11 protein-coding genes are annotated in these 19,124 nt (G+C 62.6%); 5 read left to right on the top strand and 6 right to left on the bottom strand.

Annotated elements, in window-relative coordinates; genetic code table 11:
* The first annotated feature begins 567 nt into the window (after positions 1-567).
* A complete protein-coding gene (gene csrA / locus ACLD1Y_RS30925; RefSeq protein ID WP_429481432.1) occupies positions 568-771 on the top strand; it encodes a carbon storage regulator CsrA in 204 nt (67 codons plus the stop codon).
* A 3-nt stretch (positions 772-774) separates the two neighbouring features.
* Here the strand turns inward: csrA and ACLD1Y_RS30920 are convergent, their stop codons facing one another.
* The 4 genes from ACLD1Y_RS30920 to ACLD1Y_RS30905 form a co-directional block, all read right to left on the bottom strand.
* Positions 775-1,002, bottom strand: a complete 228-nt coding sequence (locus ACLD1Y_RS30920) for a YheU family protein (protein ID WP_003192759.1) — start codon at positions 1,000-1,002, stop codon at positions 775-777.
* Between the two features lie 69 nt (positions 1,003-1,071).
* Positions 1,072-2,199, bottom strand: coding sequence for an osmoprotectant NAGGN system M42 family peptidase (locus tag ACLD1Y_RS30915; RefSeq protein WP_429481431.1), 1,128 nt, complete (start codon positions 2,197-2,199; stop codon positions 1,072-1,074).
* A 371-nt stretch (positions 2,200-2,570) separates the two neighbouring features.
* Entirely contained in the window at positions 2,571-4,304 is a 1,734-nt protein-coding gene (ngg, locus tag ACLD1Y_RS30910; RefSeq protein WP_429481430.1) for an N-acetylglutaminylglutamine synthetase, read from the bottom strand.
* 3 nt (positions 4,305-4,307) lie between these two features.
* Positions 4,308-6,080 (bottom strand): N-acetylglutaminylglutamine amidotransferase, encoded by a 1,773-nt coding sequence (locus ACLD1Y_RS30905; RefSeq protein ID WP_429481429.1) that lies wholly within the window; start codon positions 6,078-6,080, stop codon positions 4,308-4,310.
* 309 nt (positions 6,081-6,389) lie between these two features.
* On the opposite strand from ACLD1Y_RS30905, the gene ACLD1Y_RS30900 reads away from it, so the two are divergent.
* On the top strand, positions 6,390-11,240 hold the full coding sequence (locus ACLD1Y_RS30900; RefSeq protein WP_429481428.1) for an NEL-type E3 ubiquitin ligase domain-containing protein: 4,851 nt from the start codon (positions 6,390-6,392) through the stop codon (positions 11,238-11,240).
* On the opposite strand, the gene mnmC is transcribed toward ACLD1Y_RS30900, so the two are convergent.
* On the bottom strand, positions 11,241-13,229 hold the full coding sequence (mnmC, locus tag ACLD1Y_RS30895; RefSeq protein ID WP_429481427.1) for a bifunctional tRNA (5-methylaminomethyl-2-thiouridine)(34)-methyltransferase MnmD/FAD-dependent 5-carboxymethylaminomethyl-2-thiouridine(34) oxidoreductase MnmC: 1,989 nt from the start codon (positions 13,227-13,229) through the stop codon (positions 11,241-11,243).
* Positions 13,230-13,383: 154 nt separating this feature from the next.
* On the opposite strand from mnmC, the gene pap reads away from it, so the two are divergent.
* From pap to ACLD1Y_RS30880, 3 genes are all read left to right on the top strand, one after another.
* Positions 13,384-14,895, top strand: coding sequence for a polyphosphate:AMP phosphotransferase (gene pap, locus ACLD1Y_RS30890; RefSeq protein WP_429481426.1), 1,512 nt, complete (start codon positions 13,384-13,386; stop codon positions 14,893-14,895).
* Between the two features lie 262 nt (positions 14,896-15,157).
* Entirely contained in the window at positions 15,158-16,342 is a 1,185-nt protein-coding gene (locus ACLD1Y_RS30885; protein WP_429481425.1) for a thiolase family protein, read from the top strand.
* A gap of 344 nt (positions 16,343-16,686) precedes the next feature.
* Positions 16,687-17,643, top strand: a complete 957-nt coding sequence (locus ACLD1Y_RS30880; protein WP_429481435.1) for a DMT family transporter — start codon at positions 16,687-16,689, stop codon at positions 17,641-17,643.
* Here the strand turns inward: ACLD1Y_RS30880 and ACLD1Y_RS30875 are convergent.
* Positions 17,640-19,022 carry a class II fumarate hydratase gene (locus tag ACLD1Y_RS30875; RefSeq protein ID WP_429481424.1) on the bottom strand — a complete coding sequence of 461 codons (1,383 nt, stop codon included), beginning with the start codon at positions 19,020-19,022 and terminating at the stop codon, positions 17,640-17,642. The two genes, ACLD1Y_RS30880 and ACLD1Y_RS30875, sit on opposite strands and share 4 nt — an antisense overlap.
* Positions 19,023-19,124: the final 102 nt, after the last annotated feature.

Below are 19,124 nucleotides of genomic sequence, written 5' to 3'. Positions count from 1 at the left end.
TGCGTTCGGGCACACCGAGCCTAGGCGAGGTGCCGAGTGGTGGGGCAAGAGCCCTTTGCTTACTTTGGGGCTTTTCCAAAGTGAGCCGCCGTAAGGGCGGAACCAATAGCGGCCGTTACCCAAATAACGGATATGTACTCCGACCAACCCCCTGTAGCGCCTGACACATAGCTATCGCAGGCAAGCCAGATCCCACATCAGGGTGACGTACACCCAATAAAAATCAGTCGCCTGACAGGCCGCCTTCGCGAGCAAGCCCGCTCCCACATTTGAACCGTATACACCCGATAGATTTTCGGTGGCCGGGTGGGTATGGCAGTTCCCACAGGTCCAGCGCAACACTCAAAGTTGTGTAGATACCTATGCCCCGATATCGGTATACCAGTCATACATGCGTTGGCTGTCACACCGCCATCGGGGGCAAGCCCCCTCCCACATTTTGATGTGTGTTCTGTCAGGTAAATTACCTATATTTGTAGGCTTTGCCTGATTTCATCGCAAGGCATTGATGCCCCCCACCCCAGCGCGCATGGTCGAAGTCCTTTCACTCTTTAAAGGACAACCGCCATGCTGGTCTTAAGCCGCGCCGTAGGCGAAGTTATCTCCATTGGCGATGACATCGCCGTGCATATCCTCGAACTGAACGGTACCCAGGTGAAATTCGGCGTCGAAGCGCCGGCCGGGGTGCATGTGCACCGTGCCGAGGTCTACCAGAAGATGCTTGAGCGTCAGGGCACCGTCACCCATCCGGTGCAGGTGCCCAACCTCTAGGCGTCAGTCAAACAGATGCTTGGGCACATCGTGCTTGAGCATCAATTGGCACTGTTCGCTTTCGGGGTCGAACACGATCAGTGCCTGGCCTTTGGTCAGTGCTTGGCGCACCCGCAGTACGCGGGTTTCCAGGGGCGTGTCGTCGCCGTTATCGGTGCCGTCACGGGTGACGAAGTCTTCGATGAGGCGCGTCAGGGTGTCGACTTCAAGTGCGTCGTAGGGAATCAGCATACAAGCCTCAGGTGTCAGGTCCCGGCGATGCTACTGCGCCGGGGCCCTTGTTACCAGCAGTTGCAAGCGTCAGGACTTCTGGCCGACCAGGCTGTCCACCGATGGCACCCGCGTGTCGCTCTCCATCTGCGTCTCATGTTCCAGCTGATGACTGAAGCGGTCCAGTGACCCCTGGGCAGGTTGCGCATCGCTGGCGAAGACGGGCGGGCTGAGGATATACGCACCCAGCAAGCGGCTCAGCGCTGCGAGGCTGTCGATGTGGGTGCGTTCGTAGCCGTGGGTGGCATCGCACCCGAACGCCAGCAGCGCAGTGCGGATATCGTGACCGGCGGTCACGGCCGAGTGGGCGTCGCTGAAGTAATAACGGAACAGGTCGCGGCGCACCGGCAGGTCGTTGTCCGCCGCCAGGCGCAACAAATGCCGGGACAGGTGATAGTCATACGGCCCGCCGGAATCCTGCATCGCCACGCTTACCGCATGCTCGCTGGAGTGTTGGCCAGGAGCCACTGGCGCAATGTCGATACCGACAAATTCGCTGACATCCCAGGGCAGGGCGGCGGCCGCGCCACTGCCGGTTTCCTCGGTGATGGTGAACAGCGGATGGCAGTCGATCAGCAACGGTTCGCCGCTGTCGACGATGGCTTTGAGCGCCGCGAGCAGGGCGGCCACACCGGCTTTGTCATCCAGGTGGCGGGCGCTGATATGGCCGCTCTCAGTGAACTCGGGGAGTGGGTCGAAGGCCACGTAGTCGCCCACGCTGATGCCTAAGGAATCACAGTCGGCACGGGTCGCGCAGTAGGCGTCCAGGCGCAGCTCCACATGGTCCCAGCTCACCGGCATTTCATCCACGGCGGTGTTGAACGCATGCCCGGAGGCCATCAATGGCAACACGCTGCCGCGAATCACGCCGTTGTCGGTGAACAGGCTGACGCGGCTGCCTTCGGCAAAACGGCTGGACCAGCAGCCCACCGGCGCCAGGGTCAGGCGGCCGTTGTCCTTGATGGCGCGCACGGCGGCGCCGATGGTGTCCAGGTGGGCGGACACGGCGCGGTCTGGGCTGTTTTTCTGGCCCTTCAAGGTGGCGCGAATGGTGCCGCGCCGGGTCATTTCAAACGGGATGCCCAGTTCTTCCAAACGCTCGGCGACGTAACGCACGATAGTGTCGGTAAACCCGGTGGGGCTGGGAATGGCGAGCATTTCCAGCAGCACTTTTTGCAGGTAGTTGAGGTCTGGTTCGGNTCAAGGTGGCGCGAATGGTGCCGCGCCGGGTCATTTCAAACGGGATGCCCAGTTCTTCCAAACGCTCGGCGACGTAACGCACGATAGTGTCGGTAAACCCGGTGGGGCTGGGAATGGCGAGCATTTCCAGCAGCACTTTTTGCAGGTAGTTGAGGTCTGGTTCGGGGATGGTTTGGCTCATAAAGACTCCTGTTGGCTTGGGTTAGACGGCTGCCAGTGCCGACGCCTTCGCGAGCAAGCCCGCTCCCACATGGGAATGCGGTCAACCTGTGGGAGCGGGCTTGCTCGCGAAGGCGCCGGGTCAGGCACCTCATTTCTCAAGCAATCAGCTAACTATGGGGAAACAACAAATCCACAAACCGCTCAGCCGTCGGCTGCGGTTCATGATTGGCCAAGCCGGCCCGTTCGTTGGCTTCGATAAACACATACTCGGGTTGGTCGGCGGCGGGCACCATCAGGTCCAGGCCCACCATGGGAATGTCCAGGGCGCGGGCGGCACGCACGGCGGCGTCCACCAGCGTGGGGTGCAGGATCGCGGTGACGTCTTCCAGGCAACCGCCGGTGTGCAGGTTGGCGGTGCGGCGCACGGCCAGGGTTTCGCCCCGTGGCAGGATGCTGTCGTAGCTGTAACCGGCGGCGTGCAGGGTGCGTTCGGTTTCGGCGTCCACCGGGATTTTGCTCTCGCCATCGGTGGCCGCTTGGCGGCGGCGGCTCTGGGCTTCGATCAGTTTGCCGATGGAATGATGGCCGTCACCGGTGACCTCGGCGGGGCGACGAATCGCGGCGGCAACCACCTCAAAACCGATCACCAGAATGCGCAAGTCCAGGCCTTCGTGGAAGCTTTCCAGCAACACCCGGCTGTCGAACTGGCGCGCGGCTTCTATCGCCTGCTGCACCTCTTCGATGCTCTGCAAATCTACCGCCACGCCTTGACCCTGCTCGCCATCCAGCGGCTTGACCACCACGCGCTGATGCTCGTCGAGGAACTCCAGGTTGTCATCGGCGCTGCCCGCCAATTGCTGCGCCGGCAGTTTCAATCCCGCTGCCTTGAGCACCTTGTGGGTCAGGCTCTTGTCCTGGCACAGGGTCATGCTGATGGCGCTGGTCAGGTCGCTCAACGACTCACGGCAACGCACGCGACGCCCGCCGTGACTGAGGGTGAACAGACCGGCATCGGCATCATCCACCTGCACATCGATGCCGCGACGATGGGCCTCCTCGACAATGATCCGCGCATAAGGGTTGAACCCCGCTTGCGGGCCTGGGCCGAGAAACAATGGCTGGTTGATGCCGTTCTTGCGCTTGATCGCAAAGGTGGTCAGCGCACGAAAACCGAGCTTGGCGTAGAGGTTCTTTGCTTGCCGGTTGTCGTGCAATACCGACAAGTCCAGGTAGCTCAAGCCACGGCTCATAAAGTGCTCCACCAAATGGCGCACCAGCACTTCACCCACACCGGGGCGGGTGCATTGTGGGTCCACCGCCAGGCACCACAGGCTGCAACCGTTTTCCGGATCGTGAAAGGCCTTCTGGTGGTTCAGGCCCATCACGCTGCCGATCACGGCGCCGCTGTCTTCATCTTCGGCCAGCCAATACACCGGGCCGCCTTGATGGCGCGGGGTGAGGCGTTCGGCATCCACCGGCAGCATGCCGCGCCCTTGGTAGAGCTGATTCACCGCCAGCCAGTCCGCCTCGCTTTGCACCCTGCGGATGCGAAAACCGCGGAATACACGCGTGGCGGGGCGGTAGTCGGTGAACCATAGGCGCAAGGTGTCGGACGGGTCGAGAAACAACTGTTGCGGGTCGATCCCCAGTATCTGCTGGGGCGCGGCCACATAGAGTGCGATATCCCGTTCACCGGCCTGCTCGTTGAGCAGTTCCTGGGCCAGGCTCGCCGGGTCGGGGAAGGTGTGGCCGATCAGCAATCGGCCCCAACCGCAATGCACGGCAATCGGGACTGCGCTCAATGGGCTGCCATCTTCGGCCAGCCGGGCTTGCAGACGCTCGTAGGAGGGCGCCTGGCCCTTGAGCAAGCGTTGGCTGTAAGCCGCTGCGAGGGGTTTCATTGATCAGATTCCTTGTTCGCTGAGCCACAGGTTCAGCGCCGCCAGTTGCCACAGCTTGGAGCCGCGCAACGGAGTCAATTGGCCTTGCGGGTCGGTGAGCAGGCGGTCGAGCATGGCCGGGTTGAACAGGCCGCGATCCTGGCTCGGGTCCAGCAGCAGTTCGCGCACCCAGTTGAGGGTGTCGCCCTGCAAATGCTTGAGGCCCGGCACCGGGAAATAGCCCTTTTTGCGGTCGATGACTTCGCTTGGAATGACCCGGCGCGCCGCTTCTTTCAACACTTGCTTGCCGCCATCGGGCAGCTTGAATTTGCCGGGCACACGGGCCGACAGTTCCACCAGGCGGTAGTCCAGGAACGGCGTACGCGCTTCCAGGCCCCAGGCCATGGTCATGTTGTCGACGCGTTTGACCGGGTCATCCACCAGCATCACCGTGCTGTCCAGGCGCAGGGCTTTATCCACCGCGGCATCGGCGCCGGGCATGGCGAAATGTTCGCGCACAAAGTCGCCTGCGGCGTCGTTGGCGGTCAGCCATTTAGGCGCGACGGTGGCCGCGTAGTCGTCGTAGCTGCGGTCGAAAAACGCCTCGCGGTAGGCGGCATATGGATCGCTGGCGCCGTCCACCTGCGGGTACCAGTGGTAACCGGCGAACAGTTCATCGGCGCCCTGGCCGCTCTGCACCACTTTGCAATGTTTGGCCACTTCCCGCGACAGCAGGTAGAAGGCGATGCAGTCATGGCTGACCATCGGCTCGCTCATGGCGCGGAACGCCGCTGGCAGTTGCTCGATGATCTCGCTCTCGGCGATCCGCAGTTGGTGGTGGCGCGTGCCGTAGTGCTTGGCGATCAGGTCCGAGTACTGGAACTCGTTGCCCGCCTCGCCGCCGGCATCTTCAAAGCCGATGGAAAAGGTCGACAAATCTTGCACGCCGACTTCCCGCAGCAGGCCCACGAGCATGCTCGAATCCACACCACCGGAGAGCAACACGCCCACGTCCACCGCCGCACGTTGGCGGATGGCTACGGCTTCGCGGGTGCTGTGCAGCACGCGGTCGGTCCAGTCTTCCAGCGTCAGGTTTTTTTCGTCGTCGTGTGGGCCGTAGGGCAGGGTCCACCAGGTTTTCTGTTCGGTCTTGCCGCTGGCGTCGATGCGCATCCAACTAGCGGGTGGCAGTTTTTCAATGCCCGCCAGCAAGGTACGCGGTGCCGGTACCACGGCGTGGAAATTCAAGTAATGGTTAAGCGCCACCGGATCGAGGATCGGGTTGATATCGCCGCCCTTGAGCAGTGCCGGCAGGCTCGATGCAAAGCGCAAACGCTGGCCAGTGCGTGAGAGGTACAACGGCTTCACACCCAGACGGTCACGGGCGATAAACAGGCGCTGGGCATCACGCTCCCAGATGGCAAACGCAAACATACCGTTGAGCTTGGGCAGCAGCGCTTCGCCCCAGGCGTGGTAGCCCTTGAGCAGCACTTCAGTGTCGCCGCCGGAATAGAAGGCGTAGCCCAGGGCTTCCAGCTCTTGCCGCAGTTCCGGGAAGTTGTAGATGGCGCCGTTGAACGCCAGTGACAGGCCTAAGTGGGCGTCGACCATGGGTTGGGCCGAGCCGTCCGACAGGTCCATGATTTTCAGGCGCCGGTGGCCCAGGGCAATCGGCCCTTGGGCATGGAAACCCCAGGCGTCGGGGCCACGGGGGGCCAAGTGATGGGTAATTCGTTCTATCGCTGCCAGGTCGGCAGGTTGGTGATCAAAACGTAACTCGCCAGCTAATCCGCACATAAATTCCTTACCGGTTTTTCCGTTGGGGAGGGGAAACACTCAATACGCCCCGAAGGGCGCGTACCCAGAAACTGACACGGGGCTATCGGTGGAGTTTTAGATCGATAAGTTATAAGGCACATAGCCGTAACCTTGCCACTGCTGCAAACGGCGCAGCGCGGGCTGCACGCCGGTGGCGGTAAAAAGCGCTGGGTTCAAGGCAAAATCTGCGGGTTTTCAGCGGCTGAACACCTTGGTATTTGAATCTTTTTTCGCCCCCGGCGGGCTTATCGTATCCAGCCATCATTGATTGCATCAGGATGGGTTGGAATGACTGACACACAAGGTTTGTATGAGGTTGCCGCGCCGGTGACCCGCGATGAACTGGATGCTGCGTTGCTCGATATGACCGGCGACATGGACAAGGTCAAGGTGCTACACGAGACGCTGCCCCATTGGATGCTCGACGCGCCCTCGGAGTCGCTGGCGGCCGTCGAGCAGGCTTACCTCGACAGCGCCGGCCCACGTCAACGCCTCGCGCAGCGCCTGGCCCGGTTGCAGCCGCTGGATAGCTTCTGCACGACAAAACTGCACGAATACCTGGTCGGCAAAGGGCATGCCAGCCTGAATGTGCGCCAGGACTATCTGGAGCGCCCCAGGAGCGAAGCGGTCGAAATTGCCCCCAACGTCACGGGTATCCCGATCTATTCAACCACCCTGGAAAAACACAGCCTGGTGCAGGCCGCCATGCAGAATTTTTCCGAAGACGAGGCCGAGCCCGATGGCCTGCCCAAAAAGGCCCTGATACGTCGGGGCGCTGACGACAGCGCCGAGCCCGGTCTCACCGCGCATCAATTCGTGGGTTATTGCCGCGACCTGGATCTGGGCAATGCCTACCAGGAGCACTTGCGCGAGGTCTTCGGCTTGCCTGCGCCGGGGGAGACGGCGCTGCCCCTGAGCTACAACGTCGCCGCACTGGATGTGGGCCGCGGCAAGCGCGCCGATATGCTGACGGAGTTGCACCTGGCCCTGGCCCGGCAAGACATCAGCCAGGCCAACCACGCGCGCGTGCTCAAGTTGATCAAGGCCGACCTGCCGGCCGAAAAACATGCCGACTCGCAGTTCACCCAGAAACGCCTGATCTGGCAGGGCCTGAACCTGGACAAGGCGTGCCTGTGGAGTGTGTTGGTGTTTTCCGAGGCACAGCCCGGTGAATTGGTGGACGACACCCTGATCGTTTATATGCCCAATGAACCCGAGCGTCCCTGGTACGAGTACGCGACCCTGGAGGCCTTCAAGCAGTACCTCACGCTCAAATTGAAAACGTCGTCCTACCGCGAGGCGTTCGCGCGCTACCTGGATGAGTCCGAGCGTGTGGATTTTCTCAACCGCTTTGATACCAGTGCCGCGCTGGGAGCGCTGCAAGCGATACCGGTGAACGATAACTTCAGCGATTTTTTCTTTCGCGCCTGTGTCGGCAAGGTCCAGTTGGACGCCCAGGTGCTCGCCGTGCCCAAGGCCCAGGTGGATGAAGAGGCCCGTCAACAGCGCCTGTTGGACTACGTCAACTTCGGGCTGGATATCTTCAATGTCGCCGCCTTTGTGGTGCCGGTACTGGGGCAGTTGATGATGGGCGTTGCCATCGGCCAACTGCTGGGGGAAGTGTTCGATGGCGTTCAGGACTGGAGCCATGGCGACAACGCCGAGGCGCTCAAGCATCTGAGCAATGTGGCGCAGAACCTTGCCGCCATGGTGCTGTTCGCAGCGGGCGGGCGCGTGGTGGGGTCGCTCAAGCGCAAGCTGGCTTCGTCAGCGGAGTTTTTCGACAAGGTCGAGGCGGTCAAGCTTCACGACGCGCGGCCAAGGCTCTGGCGGCCGCGGCTGGGGGCTTATCGTCATTCGCTTGAAATAGCCGAATCGGCGGCGCGCAACTCGCGGGGCGTTTACCAGGTCAACGGAGGCATCTATATCCAATTGGCAGGTGAGTGGTACGCCATCGTCTTTGATACCAACATCGGCCAGTGGCGCATCACGCACCCTAAACGGCCGGGTGCCTATCGCCCACCGTTGCGCCATAACTTCCAGGGCGGCTGGCAACATGAATTTGAACGGCCGCAGGAGTGGACGGAACCGCTGAGCACCCTGCATCGCATCGACCCGGGTTTGGCGACCGTGCCGTCGGCCGACCTGCAAAGTATTGCCGCCATCAATCAGCTGGACTTGCCCGCGCTGCGCCGTCTTGCGCAGGCGCACAAAGCTTTGCCCGAACGCTTCCAGGACGCCGTGGCGAAGTTTCGCCAACACCGCACAGTGCTCGATCTGATCCAGGCGCTGGAGAGCGGGCAGCCGCTGACGCCGGCCACCGCCCGCAGCCAAATGCTGGCCTTGCCGCTGATGCCCAGTTGGCCTGAAGGGCGCTTTTTTGAGTTGCTGGACCCGCAGGGCAACCTGCTGGAAAGCCACCCGAACCTGGCGCCCTTCGACTATGAAGACCTGAGCGTGCATATCACCGAACAGCAACTCAAGGACGGCCAGGTGATGGACACCTTGCTGCAAGCCTTGAGCGAGGAAGAACGCAGCACCTTGCTCGGCAAAAACGTTGCGCTCAAGGACGCCGAGGCGCTGCTCAAACAGCGTTTGTTGGTGACGGTGAAGGCTGAACATCGCGCCCTGTATAGCAAGTTGTATGACGAATACAACGGGGTGGTCACCGGTGACCTGGCACCGTTGTGCGTACGTTTTCCGCGCTTGCCGCGCCGATTTGCCTGGGAGCAGTTGTCGGATGCGCGCACCTTGGATCGTCGCTATTTGCGCAAGAACGGTCGGTTGTCGCTGACGCTGGAACAGCGCTGTCGCGAAGCGATCGAACAGATGGACGAAGACGAAGCCCTGATGGGCTTGTACTGGCCGCCCCTGGCCGGTGCCGGAACGCGGCGGGTGATCTTCGGCTTGCTCGGGCGCCTGGCGCATTGGCCACAGGACCTGTTGGTGCAGGTGCGTAAAGGTGGCGTGACCGGGGACGTTCTGGAGCAGGTGGGGCCTCCCAACGCGTCGGTGCGCCGCAGCATTGTGCGCAGCGACCAGGGCTTTCAAGCCTTCGATGAGCAGGGCAAGGATCTGAATACTCGCGTGAGCGGGCCGGATGCGCTACTCCAGGCGGTGGTGGATTGCCTGTCGCCGGCGCAAAAAAAGCACATGGGCCTGACGGTCGCGCAGCCTGTAGACCGTCTGCGCAGCCAGTTACGCTTCAAGAGCCAGGACGAGCGCCCTCGCATCCGCCGCTACCTGGGTACGGAGCAGCCGGCCATGGAAGAACAACTGACGCCCTGTGCGCCCGCCCAGGTTCAGGAACAGGCCGCTCCGGTACTTTCGAACTTTTCAACGGCGCTGGTGCGCAAAGTCAGAAAACTCTACCCGGCAATGAATGGCGCGCAAGTCCTGCATTTCCTGCAGGACGCGGGCGCAGACCATTTGAGCCGGGCCAAGGCGGTCATGGCGCTGGAACAGGAATTCAAGGCATTGCAGCAAGCGCTTAAACGCTGGGTCAGTGACCGTACAGACTATGTGCCGGAGCTCACCCCCTTTTGGGACTACCGCCTCAGCCGTACCCAGGTGCGCGAGGCCATCGAGCGCAGTTGGCGTGGGCTGACAACCCTCAGAGACCCAGAGCAGCGCAGTGTCCAAAGCCTGGCGTTAGACGCGATGGCCATTGGGAAATTGCCCACCTTGCCCGCCCAGGTACGCTTCGAACAGGTGAAGCAGTTGTCCTTGCGCAACATGGGCTTGAACGATGAGGCTGCGTACTTTCTCAAGCACTTCAACAACCTGCACACCCTTGACCTGTCGGACAACCAACTGACGCGCTTGCCCGAAGCCCTGTCGTTGATGCCGGACCTGACGTATCTGTACCTGCCGCGCAACCGCTTGCAGCTCACCGAACATACGCGCAAGAAGCTCGGTGAGCTGCGCCAGTTGAAAACCCTGGATCTGGCCGATAACCCCTTGCTCAACGCCCCGCACGTCACGCAACTGCATGATCTGCGTGGGTTGCTGTTGCGCGATTGTGGGCTCAAGGAGTTTCCCGTCGGCGTCGGTGGCTTGCACTACCTGGAGCGCGTGGATTTGCGCGGCAATCAGATCACCACATTGCCCGACTGGCTGCTGCAATTGCCCCGCCGCGCCGCGCAGGCGTACGACCTGCGCCTTAACCCGTTGTCGAGCGAAAGCGTCGATGCGCTGGAGGTCTATCTCGACCGCGTCGGTGTGGGCATGGGGTTTCGCGAGGACGACACGCCCCGTTTGAACGAGCAGCGGGCGCGGGAGAATTGGTTGGCCGATGAGCGAGTCGCAGACTATGCCGCGAAGAGTCGGGTATGGACCGGGCTAAAGCACGAGCCCGGCAGTAGGGCGCTGTTTAATTTGCTCGCCGAATTGGTCAATACCGCCGATGCCAGGACGGTGCGTGATGATTTGGAACGGCGGGTATGGCGCGTGCTCAATGCCACGGCCGCCCATGCAGCGCTTCGCAAAGAGGTATTTGAGCGGGCCGGTGCGCCGTTTAACTGCGACGATTCGACGGCGGTGAATTTCAGCGACCTTGAGGTGTTGGTGGAGATCGACGAGGTGTCCCGCGAGAGCACCAGCGGGCCATTGGCCGCCCGCTCCCGATTGAAAGTGGCCAAGGGGCTTTTTCGCCTCGATCAACTGCGCCAGATGGCCGGTCGTCACAGCAGCGCAAACCCGGCCCTTGACCCATTGGAAGTAGAGTTGGCCTTTCGCACGGGGCTCACGAGCCGGGTCTATTTGCCGGGCCAGCCGCAGGGCATGTTGTACCGGGATCTGGCGGGGGTCACCCTTACCCAGCTCAACCAGGCGGAACTGGATATCAAGAATGCCGAGTTGTCCCCGCAGTTGCTGGCTTACATCGTCAAGCTGCCGTTTTGGGAACGCTACTTGAAACTCGCCTTTGCCAGCCGTTTTGACACGTTGAATGCGCCCTTCAACCAACGCGCCGATAAGGTCTACGACAAACGTGAAGACCTGTCGAGCGGCGAGTACCACGGGCAGCTGAACACAATTCGGCTGGAGCGGGAGCAGGTCGAAGTCGCCGAAATCGAACGGTTGACCAAGGACGCCATACGTCAGGACGACCAGCACGTGTGCGAAGCCCCGGCGGGTTGATCAACGGGCCGGCACCTTGGCGCGGATCAATGCACGCAAGGCGAACCGGTTCGGGTGACACGCCTGCGCCACGCTGGCGGGCAGCGGCAGCGGTTCATCGTTGAGCCAGGCCGCCAGCAGTTCGCCGCACAACGGCGCGGTGATCAGCCCGCGTGAACCGTGGCCGCTGTTGATATACAGGCCGGGCAGCCAGGGGCAGGGCGTATCCGGCACCTGTCGGGCATCCTTGCTCAATGTGGCATAGGCCTGGTTGAACGCGGTGAGATCGGCCAAAGGGCCGACGATGGGCAGGTAATCGGGGCTGGTGCAGCGGAACGCGGCGCGGCCTTGCATCTGGTCGGGCGCCAGTTGATCGGCGCCCAGGCGGTGCAGCAAGTCTTCGGAGATTTCCCGCAGCATCTCCAGGTTGCCTGCATGTTCGGCGGCGGTGGGCGTCAGGTCGCAGCTTTTAAAGTCGAAACTGGCACCGAGGGTGTGTTCGCCCAGGCGCGCTGGGGCGACATAGCCTTCGGCGCAGACCACGGTGGCCAGTGCTGCGCTCGCGGGCGTCTGGGCCAGGCGGGTGATCTGCCCGCGAATGCGTTTGAGGGGCAGCTCGGCACTCGCCGGGAAGTGCTTGATATCGGCGGCGCCCGCCAGCACCACGACGCTGGCACTGGCCAGCACGGTGTCGGCGTCGCGGGCTTGCCACTGGTTGTCGACGCGGTGCAGTTCAACGGCGTTGTGGTGGGTGAGCACCTTGATCAACGGGTGCGTGGTTTGCCATTGGCACAGCGCTGGCGGGTGGACCCAGCCGCCGTCGGGGAAAAACAGCCCGCCCTGCGCCAGTTCAATCCCTGCCTGCTGTTGAGCCTGGGTTTGGTCAAGCAGGTGCAGCAGTTCCGGCGCGAAGGCATCGGCCAATTGCGCCTGGCGCTCGGCTTCCTTGGCATCGAACGCCAGTTGCAACACGCCGCAGCCATCCCAGTCGACACCCCGGTGCAAGTGTTCCAGTAGGCGTCGAGTGTGACCAAAACCACTCAAGATCAACTGCGACAATGCCGTGCCATGGGCCGATAACTTGAGGTACAGCACGCCTTGCGGGTTGCCCGACGCCTCCTGGGCCAGCGCGGCGTGGCGTTCCAGCAGGCTGACGCGCCAACCCCGGGCGGCAAGGCTGGCGGCGGTGGCGCAACCGGCCAGGCCGCCGCCGATGACCATGGCGTGGCGCTCGCCGTCGATGGCCGCAGGCCGGCCGAACCAGGGTTTGGCAGCCGACGGTGCGGGTGTCTCCTTGGGCCAACCGAGGAATTCACCGCGCAGGATCTCCCACTTGTGACCGATGCCCGGTGTGCGCTTCATCTTAAAGCCCGCCGCATTGATCAAGCGGCGTACCCAGCCGGTGCTGGTGAACGTGCTAATGGTCGAGCCGGGAGCGGCCAGGCGCGCCAGTTCGGCAAACAGCTCGGCGGTCCACATGTCCGGATTTTTCGCCGGGGCGAAACCGTCGAGGAACCACGCATCAATCTGCGCGTCCAGTTGCGGCAGTTGCTCCAGGGCATCGCCGATCAACAGCGTCAGGGTCACGCGGCCGTTATCCAGCACCAGGCGCTGGAAGCCCTGGTGGATGGCGATGTAGTGCTTGAGCAGTTGCTCGGCAAACGGCTGCAATTGAGGCCAGAGGGCGAGGGCGCGTTGCAGGTCGGCGTGGCTCAGCGGGTACTTTTCCACGCTGACAAAATGCAGGCACGCACCGGCCACGGCGTGTTGTTCGAACAACTGCCAGGCACACAGGAAATTCAACCCGGTGCCAAACCCCGTTTCGCCAATCACCAATCGCCCATCCGCCGGCAGCGCGGCAAAGCGCTCCTGCAAGCGGTTCTGTTCAAGGAACACATAGCGGGTTTCTTCAAGGCCAGACTGGTCGGAAAAGTACACGTCGTCGAACACCCGCGAGTGCGGGCGGCCTTGGTCGTCCCAGTCGAGCTGGGCGTGGGTGATGGGGTTCATGGGCGGCTCATAATATGAAGCAGGTAAAAACAAGGCCGCCATTCTAGCCGATCAACAGGCATTGAATTGACCCACGGCAAGTGCAGATGGAATTTCCTCCCGCGTGTCGGTGCCCAATCCGCTAGTCTTGAGCCATCTTGAAATGGAGCTGCCCATGTTCGAATCCGCCGAAATCGGTCACGCCATCGACAAAGACACCTACGACGCCGAAGTGCCGGCCCTGCGCGAGGCCCTGCTGGAAGTGCAGTACGAGCTGCAACAGCAGAAGCGCTTCCCGGTGATTGTGCTGATCAACGGCATCGAAGGCGCTGGCAAGGGCGAGACCGTCAAGTTGCTCAGCGAGTGGATGGACCCGCGCCTGATCGAAGTGCGCACGTTTGATCAGCAGACTGATGAAGAACTGGCCCGGCCGCCCGCATGGCGGTATTGGCGGCAACTGCCCGCCAAGGGCCGCATGGGGATTTTCTTCGGCAACTGGTACAGCCAGATGCTGCAGAGCCGGGTCCATGGGCAGATCAAGAACGCCCGTCTCGACCAGGCCATTGCCGGCGCCGAGCGCCTGGAGAAGATGCTGTGCGATGAAGGCGCGCTGATCTTCAAGTTCTGGTTCCACCTCTCCAAGAAACAGATGAAGGCACGCCTCAAGGCCTTGGCCGATGACCCGTTGCACAGCTGGCGCATCAGCCCGCTGGACTGGCAGCAGTCCAAGACCTACGACACGTTCGTGCATTTCGGCGAGCGCGTGCTGCGCCGCACCAGCCGCGACTATGCGCCTTGGCATGTGATCGAAGGCGTGGACAGCAATTACCGTGAGCTCACCGTGGGCAAGCTGCTGCTCGAAGGCATGCAAAACGCCCTCAAATTGCCCAAGGGCAAAGCCAGTGGCATGAACCCCGCGCCGTTGATTGCCTCGGTGGACCAGAAGAACCTGCTCGACAGCCTCGACCTGAGCCAGCGCCTGGACAAGGACGATTACGAAGAACAGCTGATCACCGAGCAGGCGCGCTTCTCTGGCCTGATGCGTGACAAACGCATGCGCAAGCACGCGCTGATCACGGTGTTCGAAGGCAACGACGCGGCGGGCAAGGGCGGCGCGATTCGTCGGGTGGCAGCGGCGCTGGACCCGCGCCAGTACCATATCGTGCCGATTGCCGCGCCCAGCGAAGACGAGCGCGCGCAACCTTACCTGTGGCGCTTCTGGCAGAAGATCCCAGCGCGGGGCATGTTCACCGTGTTCGACCGCTCCTGGTACGGCCGGGTGCTGGTGGAGCGCATCGAAGGTTTCTGCACCCCGGCGGACTGGATGCGCGCCTATGGCGAGATCAATGATTTCGAAGAACAACTGCGCGACGCGGGCGTGATCGTGGTCAAGTTCTGGCTGGCCATCGACAAACAGACTCAACTGGAACGCTTCCAGGCCCGTGAAGAAATCCCCTTCAAACGCTTCAAGATCACCGAAGACGATTGGCGCAACCGCGAAAAGTGGGACGATTACCGCGCTGCCGTGGGCGATATGGTCGACCGCACCAGCACCGAGATCGCGCCCTGGACCTTGGTCGAGGCCAATGACAAGCGCTGGGCGCGGGTGAAGGTGTTGCGCACCATCAACCTGGCATTGGAGGAGGCGTTTGCCAAGTCCGACAAACACGCCAAAAAGAAGAAATAACCTCGCTCCATGTGGCGAGGGAGCTTGCTCCCGCTGGGTGGCGAAGCCGCCCCAACCCAGTCACAGCGTAAATACATGACACACCGAGGCGTCTTTATTAGGGCTGCTGCGCAGCCCAGCGGGAGCAAGCTCCCTCGCCACAACAAGCCCCGCTCACCACAGGGGGCCATGTTTTCGCATACGCCAGGTGAATGATCATCGCGGTTGCAATCACCAGGATCTATCCTCGATTTATCTCCCAACAACAAGATCGAGGTAGCCCATGCGTGAAGTAGTGATCGTCGACAGCGTGCGAACCGGCTTGGCCAAATCCGTTCGCGGCAAGTTCAACCAGACCCGCCCGGATGACATGGCGGCCCACTGCGTCAACGCGCTGCTGAGCCGCAACGGCATTGACCCGGCGACAGTGGAAGACTGCATCGTCGGCGCGGGCTCCAACGAGGGTGCCCAGGGTTACAACATCGGGCGCAACGTGGCGGTGTTGTCGCAATTGGGCACTGGCACGGCGGGCATGACCCTCAACCGTTTCTGCTCCTCGGGCTTGCAGGCGATTGCCATTGCCGCGAACCAGATTGCCTCGGGGTGCAGTGACATCATCGTCGCCGGTGGCGTGGAGTCCATCAGCCTGACCATGAAAAGCGTCAACACCGACCACCTGATCAACCCGCTGCTTAAAGAGCAGGTGCCGGGTATCTATTTCCCAATGGGCCAGACCGCCGAAATCGTCGCCCGTCGCTACCACGTCAGCCGCGAAGAACAGGACCTGTACGCCCTGCAAAGCCAACAGCGCACCGCCCAGGCCCAGGCTGATGGTTTGTTCAACGACGAAATCGTGCCGATGGCGGTCAAGTACAAGGTCGAGGATAAAAACAGCGGTGAAGTCCAGGTACTCGACGGCGTGGTCGATCGCGACGACTGCAACCGCCCCGACACCACCCTGGCCAGCCTGCAAGGCTTGAAGCCGGTGTTTGCCGAAGACGGTTCGGTGACGGCGGGTAACTCGTCGCAACTCTCCGACGGCGCGTCAATGACCTTGGTGATGAGTCTGGAAAAAGCCCTGGAATTGGGGCTCAAGCCCAAGGCGTTTTTCCGTGGCTTTACCGTGGCCGGTTGTGAGCCGGACGAGATGGGCATCGGCCCGGTGTTCTCGGTGCCCAAACTGCTCAAGGCCAAGGGCTTGCAGGTGGCGGATATCGATCTGTGGGAGCTGAACGAGGCGTTTGCGTCCCAGTGCCTGTATGCGCGTAATCGGCTGGAGATCGATAACGTGAAGTACAACGTCAACGGCGGCTCGATCTCCATCGGGCACCCGTTCGGCATGACCGGGTCGCGGCAGGTGGGGCATTTGGTGCGGGAGCTGCAACGGCGCAATCTGCGCTATGGCATCGTGACCATGTGCGTGGGTGGTGGCATGGGGGCGACGGGGCTGTTCGAAGCCGTGCGCTAAATCCCACTGAAGAAANCCCCCCCCCCCCCCCCCCCCCCCCCCCCCCCCCCCCCCCCCCCCCCCCCCCCCCCCCCCCCCCCCCCCCCCCCCCCCCCCCCCCCCCCCCCCCCCCCCCCCCCCCCCCCCCCCCCCCCCCCCCCCCCCCCCCCCCCCCCCCCCCCCCCCCCCCCCCCCCCCCCCCCCCCCCCCCCCCCCCCCCCCCCCCCCCCCCCCCCCCCCCCCCCCCCCCCCCCCCCCCCCCCCCCCCCCCCCCCCCGCTCCCACATTTGAACTGTGTCGTATCGCGAATCGTGCGCTTACCCCTAGAATGCCCGCACAACTTCCTCCGGCTTTTTGGGGCACTCATGCACATCTCTTCCGGCCGCTGGGTCTACGGTTTTCTCCTGACCCTGCTGACCGCGTTTCTCTGGGGCATCCTGCCGATCAAACTCAAGCAGGTGCTGCAGGTGATGGACCCGATCACCGTCACCTGGTTTCGCCTGACCGTCGCCGGCGGATGCTTGTTCATCTACCTGGCACTGACCAAACGCCTGCCCAGCCGCAAAGTGCTCGGCCCCAAGGGCGGCTGGCTGGTGGCTATGGCGGTGTGCGGCTTGGTGGGCAATTACGTGCTGTACCTGGTGGGCCTGCAAATGCTCAGCCCCGGTACTGCGCAGTTGGTGGTGCAGATGGGCCCGATCTTTTTGATGATCGCCAGTGTGTTTGTGTTCAAGGAGCGGTTTAGCCTGGGGCAAGTACTGGGGCTGGTAGTGTTGGTCGCAGGTTTCGGCCTGTTCTTCAACCAGCGCCTGACGGAATTGCTCACGTCCCTGGGCACCTATACCGCTGGCGTACTGACGATTTTGCTCGCCACGTCCATTTGGGTGTTCTACGCCCTGGGCCAGAAGCAATTGCTGACGGTTTGGAATTCGTTGCAAGTGATGATGGTGATCTACCTGTGCTGCGCCGTATTGCTCACGCCCTGGGCGCACCCGCTGGAAGCGCTGGACCTGAGCCCAACGCAAGGCTGGCTGTTGCTGGCATGCTGCATGAACACCCTGGTGGCCTATGGCGCGTTTGCCGAAGCGCTCGCCCACTGGGAGGCCTCGCGGGTCAGTGCGACCCTGGCGCTCACGCCGTTGGTGACCTTTGTCGCCGTGGCCCTGGCGGCGTGGCTGTGGCCGGACTATGTGCAGGCTGAAGACATCAACGCCCTGGGCTATGCCGGGGCGTTGGTGGTGGTGTTGGGCTCGGCGACCGTGGCGCTGGCGCCGTCGTTGATGGCCGGGCTCAAGGCCCGGCGGTTGCGCATGGCGTCCTAGGCGCCGAGCATGTTTTCCGGGCGCACCCACTGGTCGAATTCTGCGTCCGTGAGGTAGCCCAGTTGCAGTGCCGCTTCCCGTAGCGTCAACCCTTCGGCGTAGGCCTTCTTGGCGATTTCCGCGGACTTGTCGTAGCCGATATGCGGGTTGAGGGCGGTCACCAGCATCAGCCCGCGCTCCAGGTGCTCGGCCATTTGCACGGCGTCGGGCTCAAGGCCGGCCACGCAGTGTTCCTGGAAGTTGTTGCAGCCATCGGCCAGCAAACGGATTGATTCCAGCAGGTTGTGGATGATCACCGGCTTGTACACGTTGAGCTGCAAGTGGCCTTGGCTGGACGCGATGCCGATGGTCACGTCATTGCCCAATACCTGGCAGGCCAGCATCGACAGCGCTTCGCACTGCGTGGGATTAACCTTGCCCGGCATGATCGAGCTGCCCGGCTCGTTGGCCGGCAACTTGACCTCAGCGAGCCCAGCACGCGGGCCGGAGCCCAGTAGGCGCAGGTCATTGGCGATTTTTATCAGGGCCACGGCCAGGGTTTTCAGGGCGCCGTGCAGGGTCACCAGGGGTTCGTGGCCGGAGAGGGCGGCAAATTTGTTCGGTGCGGTGACGAACGGCAGGCCCGACAGCGCCGCCAGCTCAGAGGCAATCGCCTCGCCAAAACCGTGGGGCGCATTGAGCCCGGTGCCGACCGCCGTACCGCCCTGGGCCAACTCGCACACGGCGGGCAGGGCGCTGCGCACGGCGCGTTCGGCGTAGTCGAGTTGGGCGATAAAGGCTGAGAGTTCCTGGCCGAAGGTGATCGGCGTGGCGTCCATCATGTGGGTACGCCCGGTTTTCACCAGCTTCATATGGCGTGCGGCCAATTCAGCCAAACCGCCAGACAGGGTGGCGATGGCCGGCAGCAAGCGTTGATGCACCGCCTGCACCGCCGCGATGCTCATGGCGGTAGGGAAGCAGTCGTTGGAACTCTGGGAGCGGTTCACATGATCGTTGGGGTGCACCGGGCTTTTGCCGCCTCGCGCGTTGCCTGCCAGTTCATTGGCGCGGCCGGCGATCACTTCATTGGCGTTCATGTTGCTTTGGGTGCCGCTGCCGGTCTGCCAGACCACTAGGGGGAACTGGTCGTCATGTTGGCCGGCCAGCACTTCGTCGGCGGCCTGTTCGATCAGGCGGGCGATGTCGGCGGGCAAGTCGCCATTACGGTCGTTGACCCGTGCCGCGGCTTTCTTGATCAGGGCCAGGGCGTGCAGTACCGCGAGCGGCATGCGTTGCTCGCCGATGGCGAAGTTCACCAGTGAGCGTTGGGTCTGGGCGCCCCAGTAAGCGTCATCCGGGACATTCACTTCTCCCAGGCTGTCGGTTTCGATACGGCTCATCGGGCACTCTCCTTGAAGTCGGTTTGCGCAGTTTAGGCCGTGATCGGCCGGGTGGGTTCCGTAAAAGACTTTTCATCGGATTCATCTGGCTCAAAATCCTTT

The sequence above is a fragment of the Pseudomonas sp. 18175 genome (assembly GCF_050432925.1).
In the GTDB taxonomy this organism is placed as follows: domain Bacteria; phylum Pseudomonadota; class Gammaproteobacteria; order Pseudomonadales; family Pseudomonadaceae; genus Aquipseudomonas.
The sequence above is the reverse complement of the archived record's forward strand: the minus strand, read 5'-3'. Positions and strand labels throughout refer to the sequence as shown.

Excerpts from the sequence above, each read along its gene's own strand:
- csrA (WP_429481432.1), top strand. The coding sequence starts at position 568 with ATGCTGGTCTTAAGCCGCGCCGTAGGCGAAGTTATCTCCATTGGCGAT.
- ngg (WP_429481430.1), bottom strand. The coding sequence starts at position 4,304 with ATGAAACCCCTCGCAGCGGCTTACAGCCAACGCTTGCTCAAGGGCCAG.
- ACLD1Y_RS30880 (WP_429481435.1), top strand. The coding sequence starts at position 16,687 with ATGCACATCTCTTCCGGCCGCTGGGTCTACGGTTTTCTCCTGACCCTG.
- pap (WP_429481426.1), top strand. The coding sequence starts at position 13,384 with ATGTTCGAATCCGCCGAAATCGGTCACGCCATCGACAAAGACACCTAC.
- ACLD1Y_RS30900 (WP_429481428.1), top strand. The coding sequence starts at position 6,390 with ATGACTGACACACAAGGTTTGTATGAGGTTGCCGCGCCGGTGACCCGC.
- ACLD1Y_RS30875 (WP_429481424.1), bottom strand. The coding sequence starts at position 19,022 with ATGAGCCGTATCGAAACCGACAGCCTGGGAGAAGTGAATGTCCCGGAT.
- ACLD1Y_RS30920 (WP_003192759.1), bottom strand. The coding sequence starts at position 1,002 with ATGCTGATTCCCTACGACGCACTTGAAGTCGACACCCTGACGCGCCTC.
- mnmC (WP_429481427.1), bottom strand. The coding sequence starts at position 13,229 with ATGAACCCCATCACCCACGCCCAGCTCGACTGGGACGACCAAGGCCGC.
- ACLD1Y_RS30905 (WP_429481429.1), bottom strand. The coding sequence starts at position 6,080 with ATGTGCGGATTAGCTGGCGAGTTACGTTTTGATCACCAACCTGCCGAC.
- ACLD1Y_RS30915 (WP_429481431.1), bottom strand. The coding sequence starts at position 2,199 with ATGCTCGCCATTCCCAGCCCCACCGGGTTTACCGACACTATCGTGCGT.
- ACLD1Y_RS30885 (WP_429481425.1), top strand. The coding sequence starts at position 15,158 with ATGCGTGAAGTAGTGATCGTCGACAGCGTGCGAACCGGCTTGGCCAAA.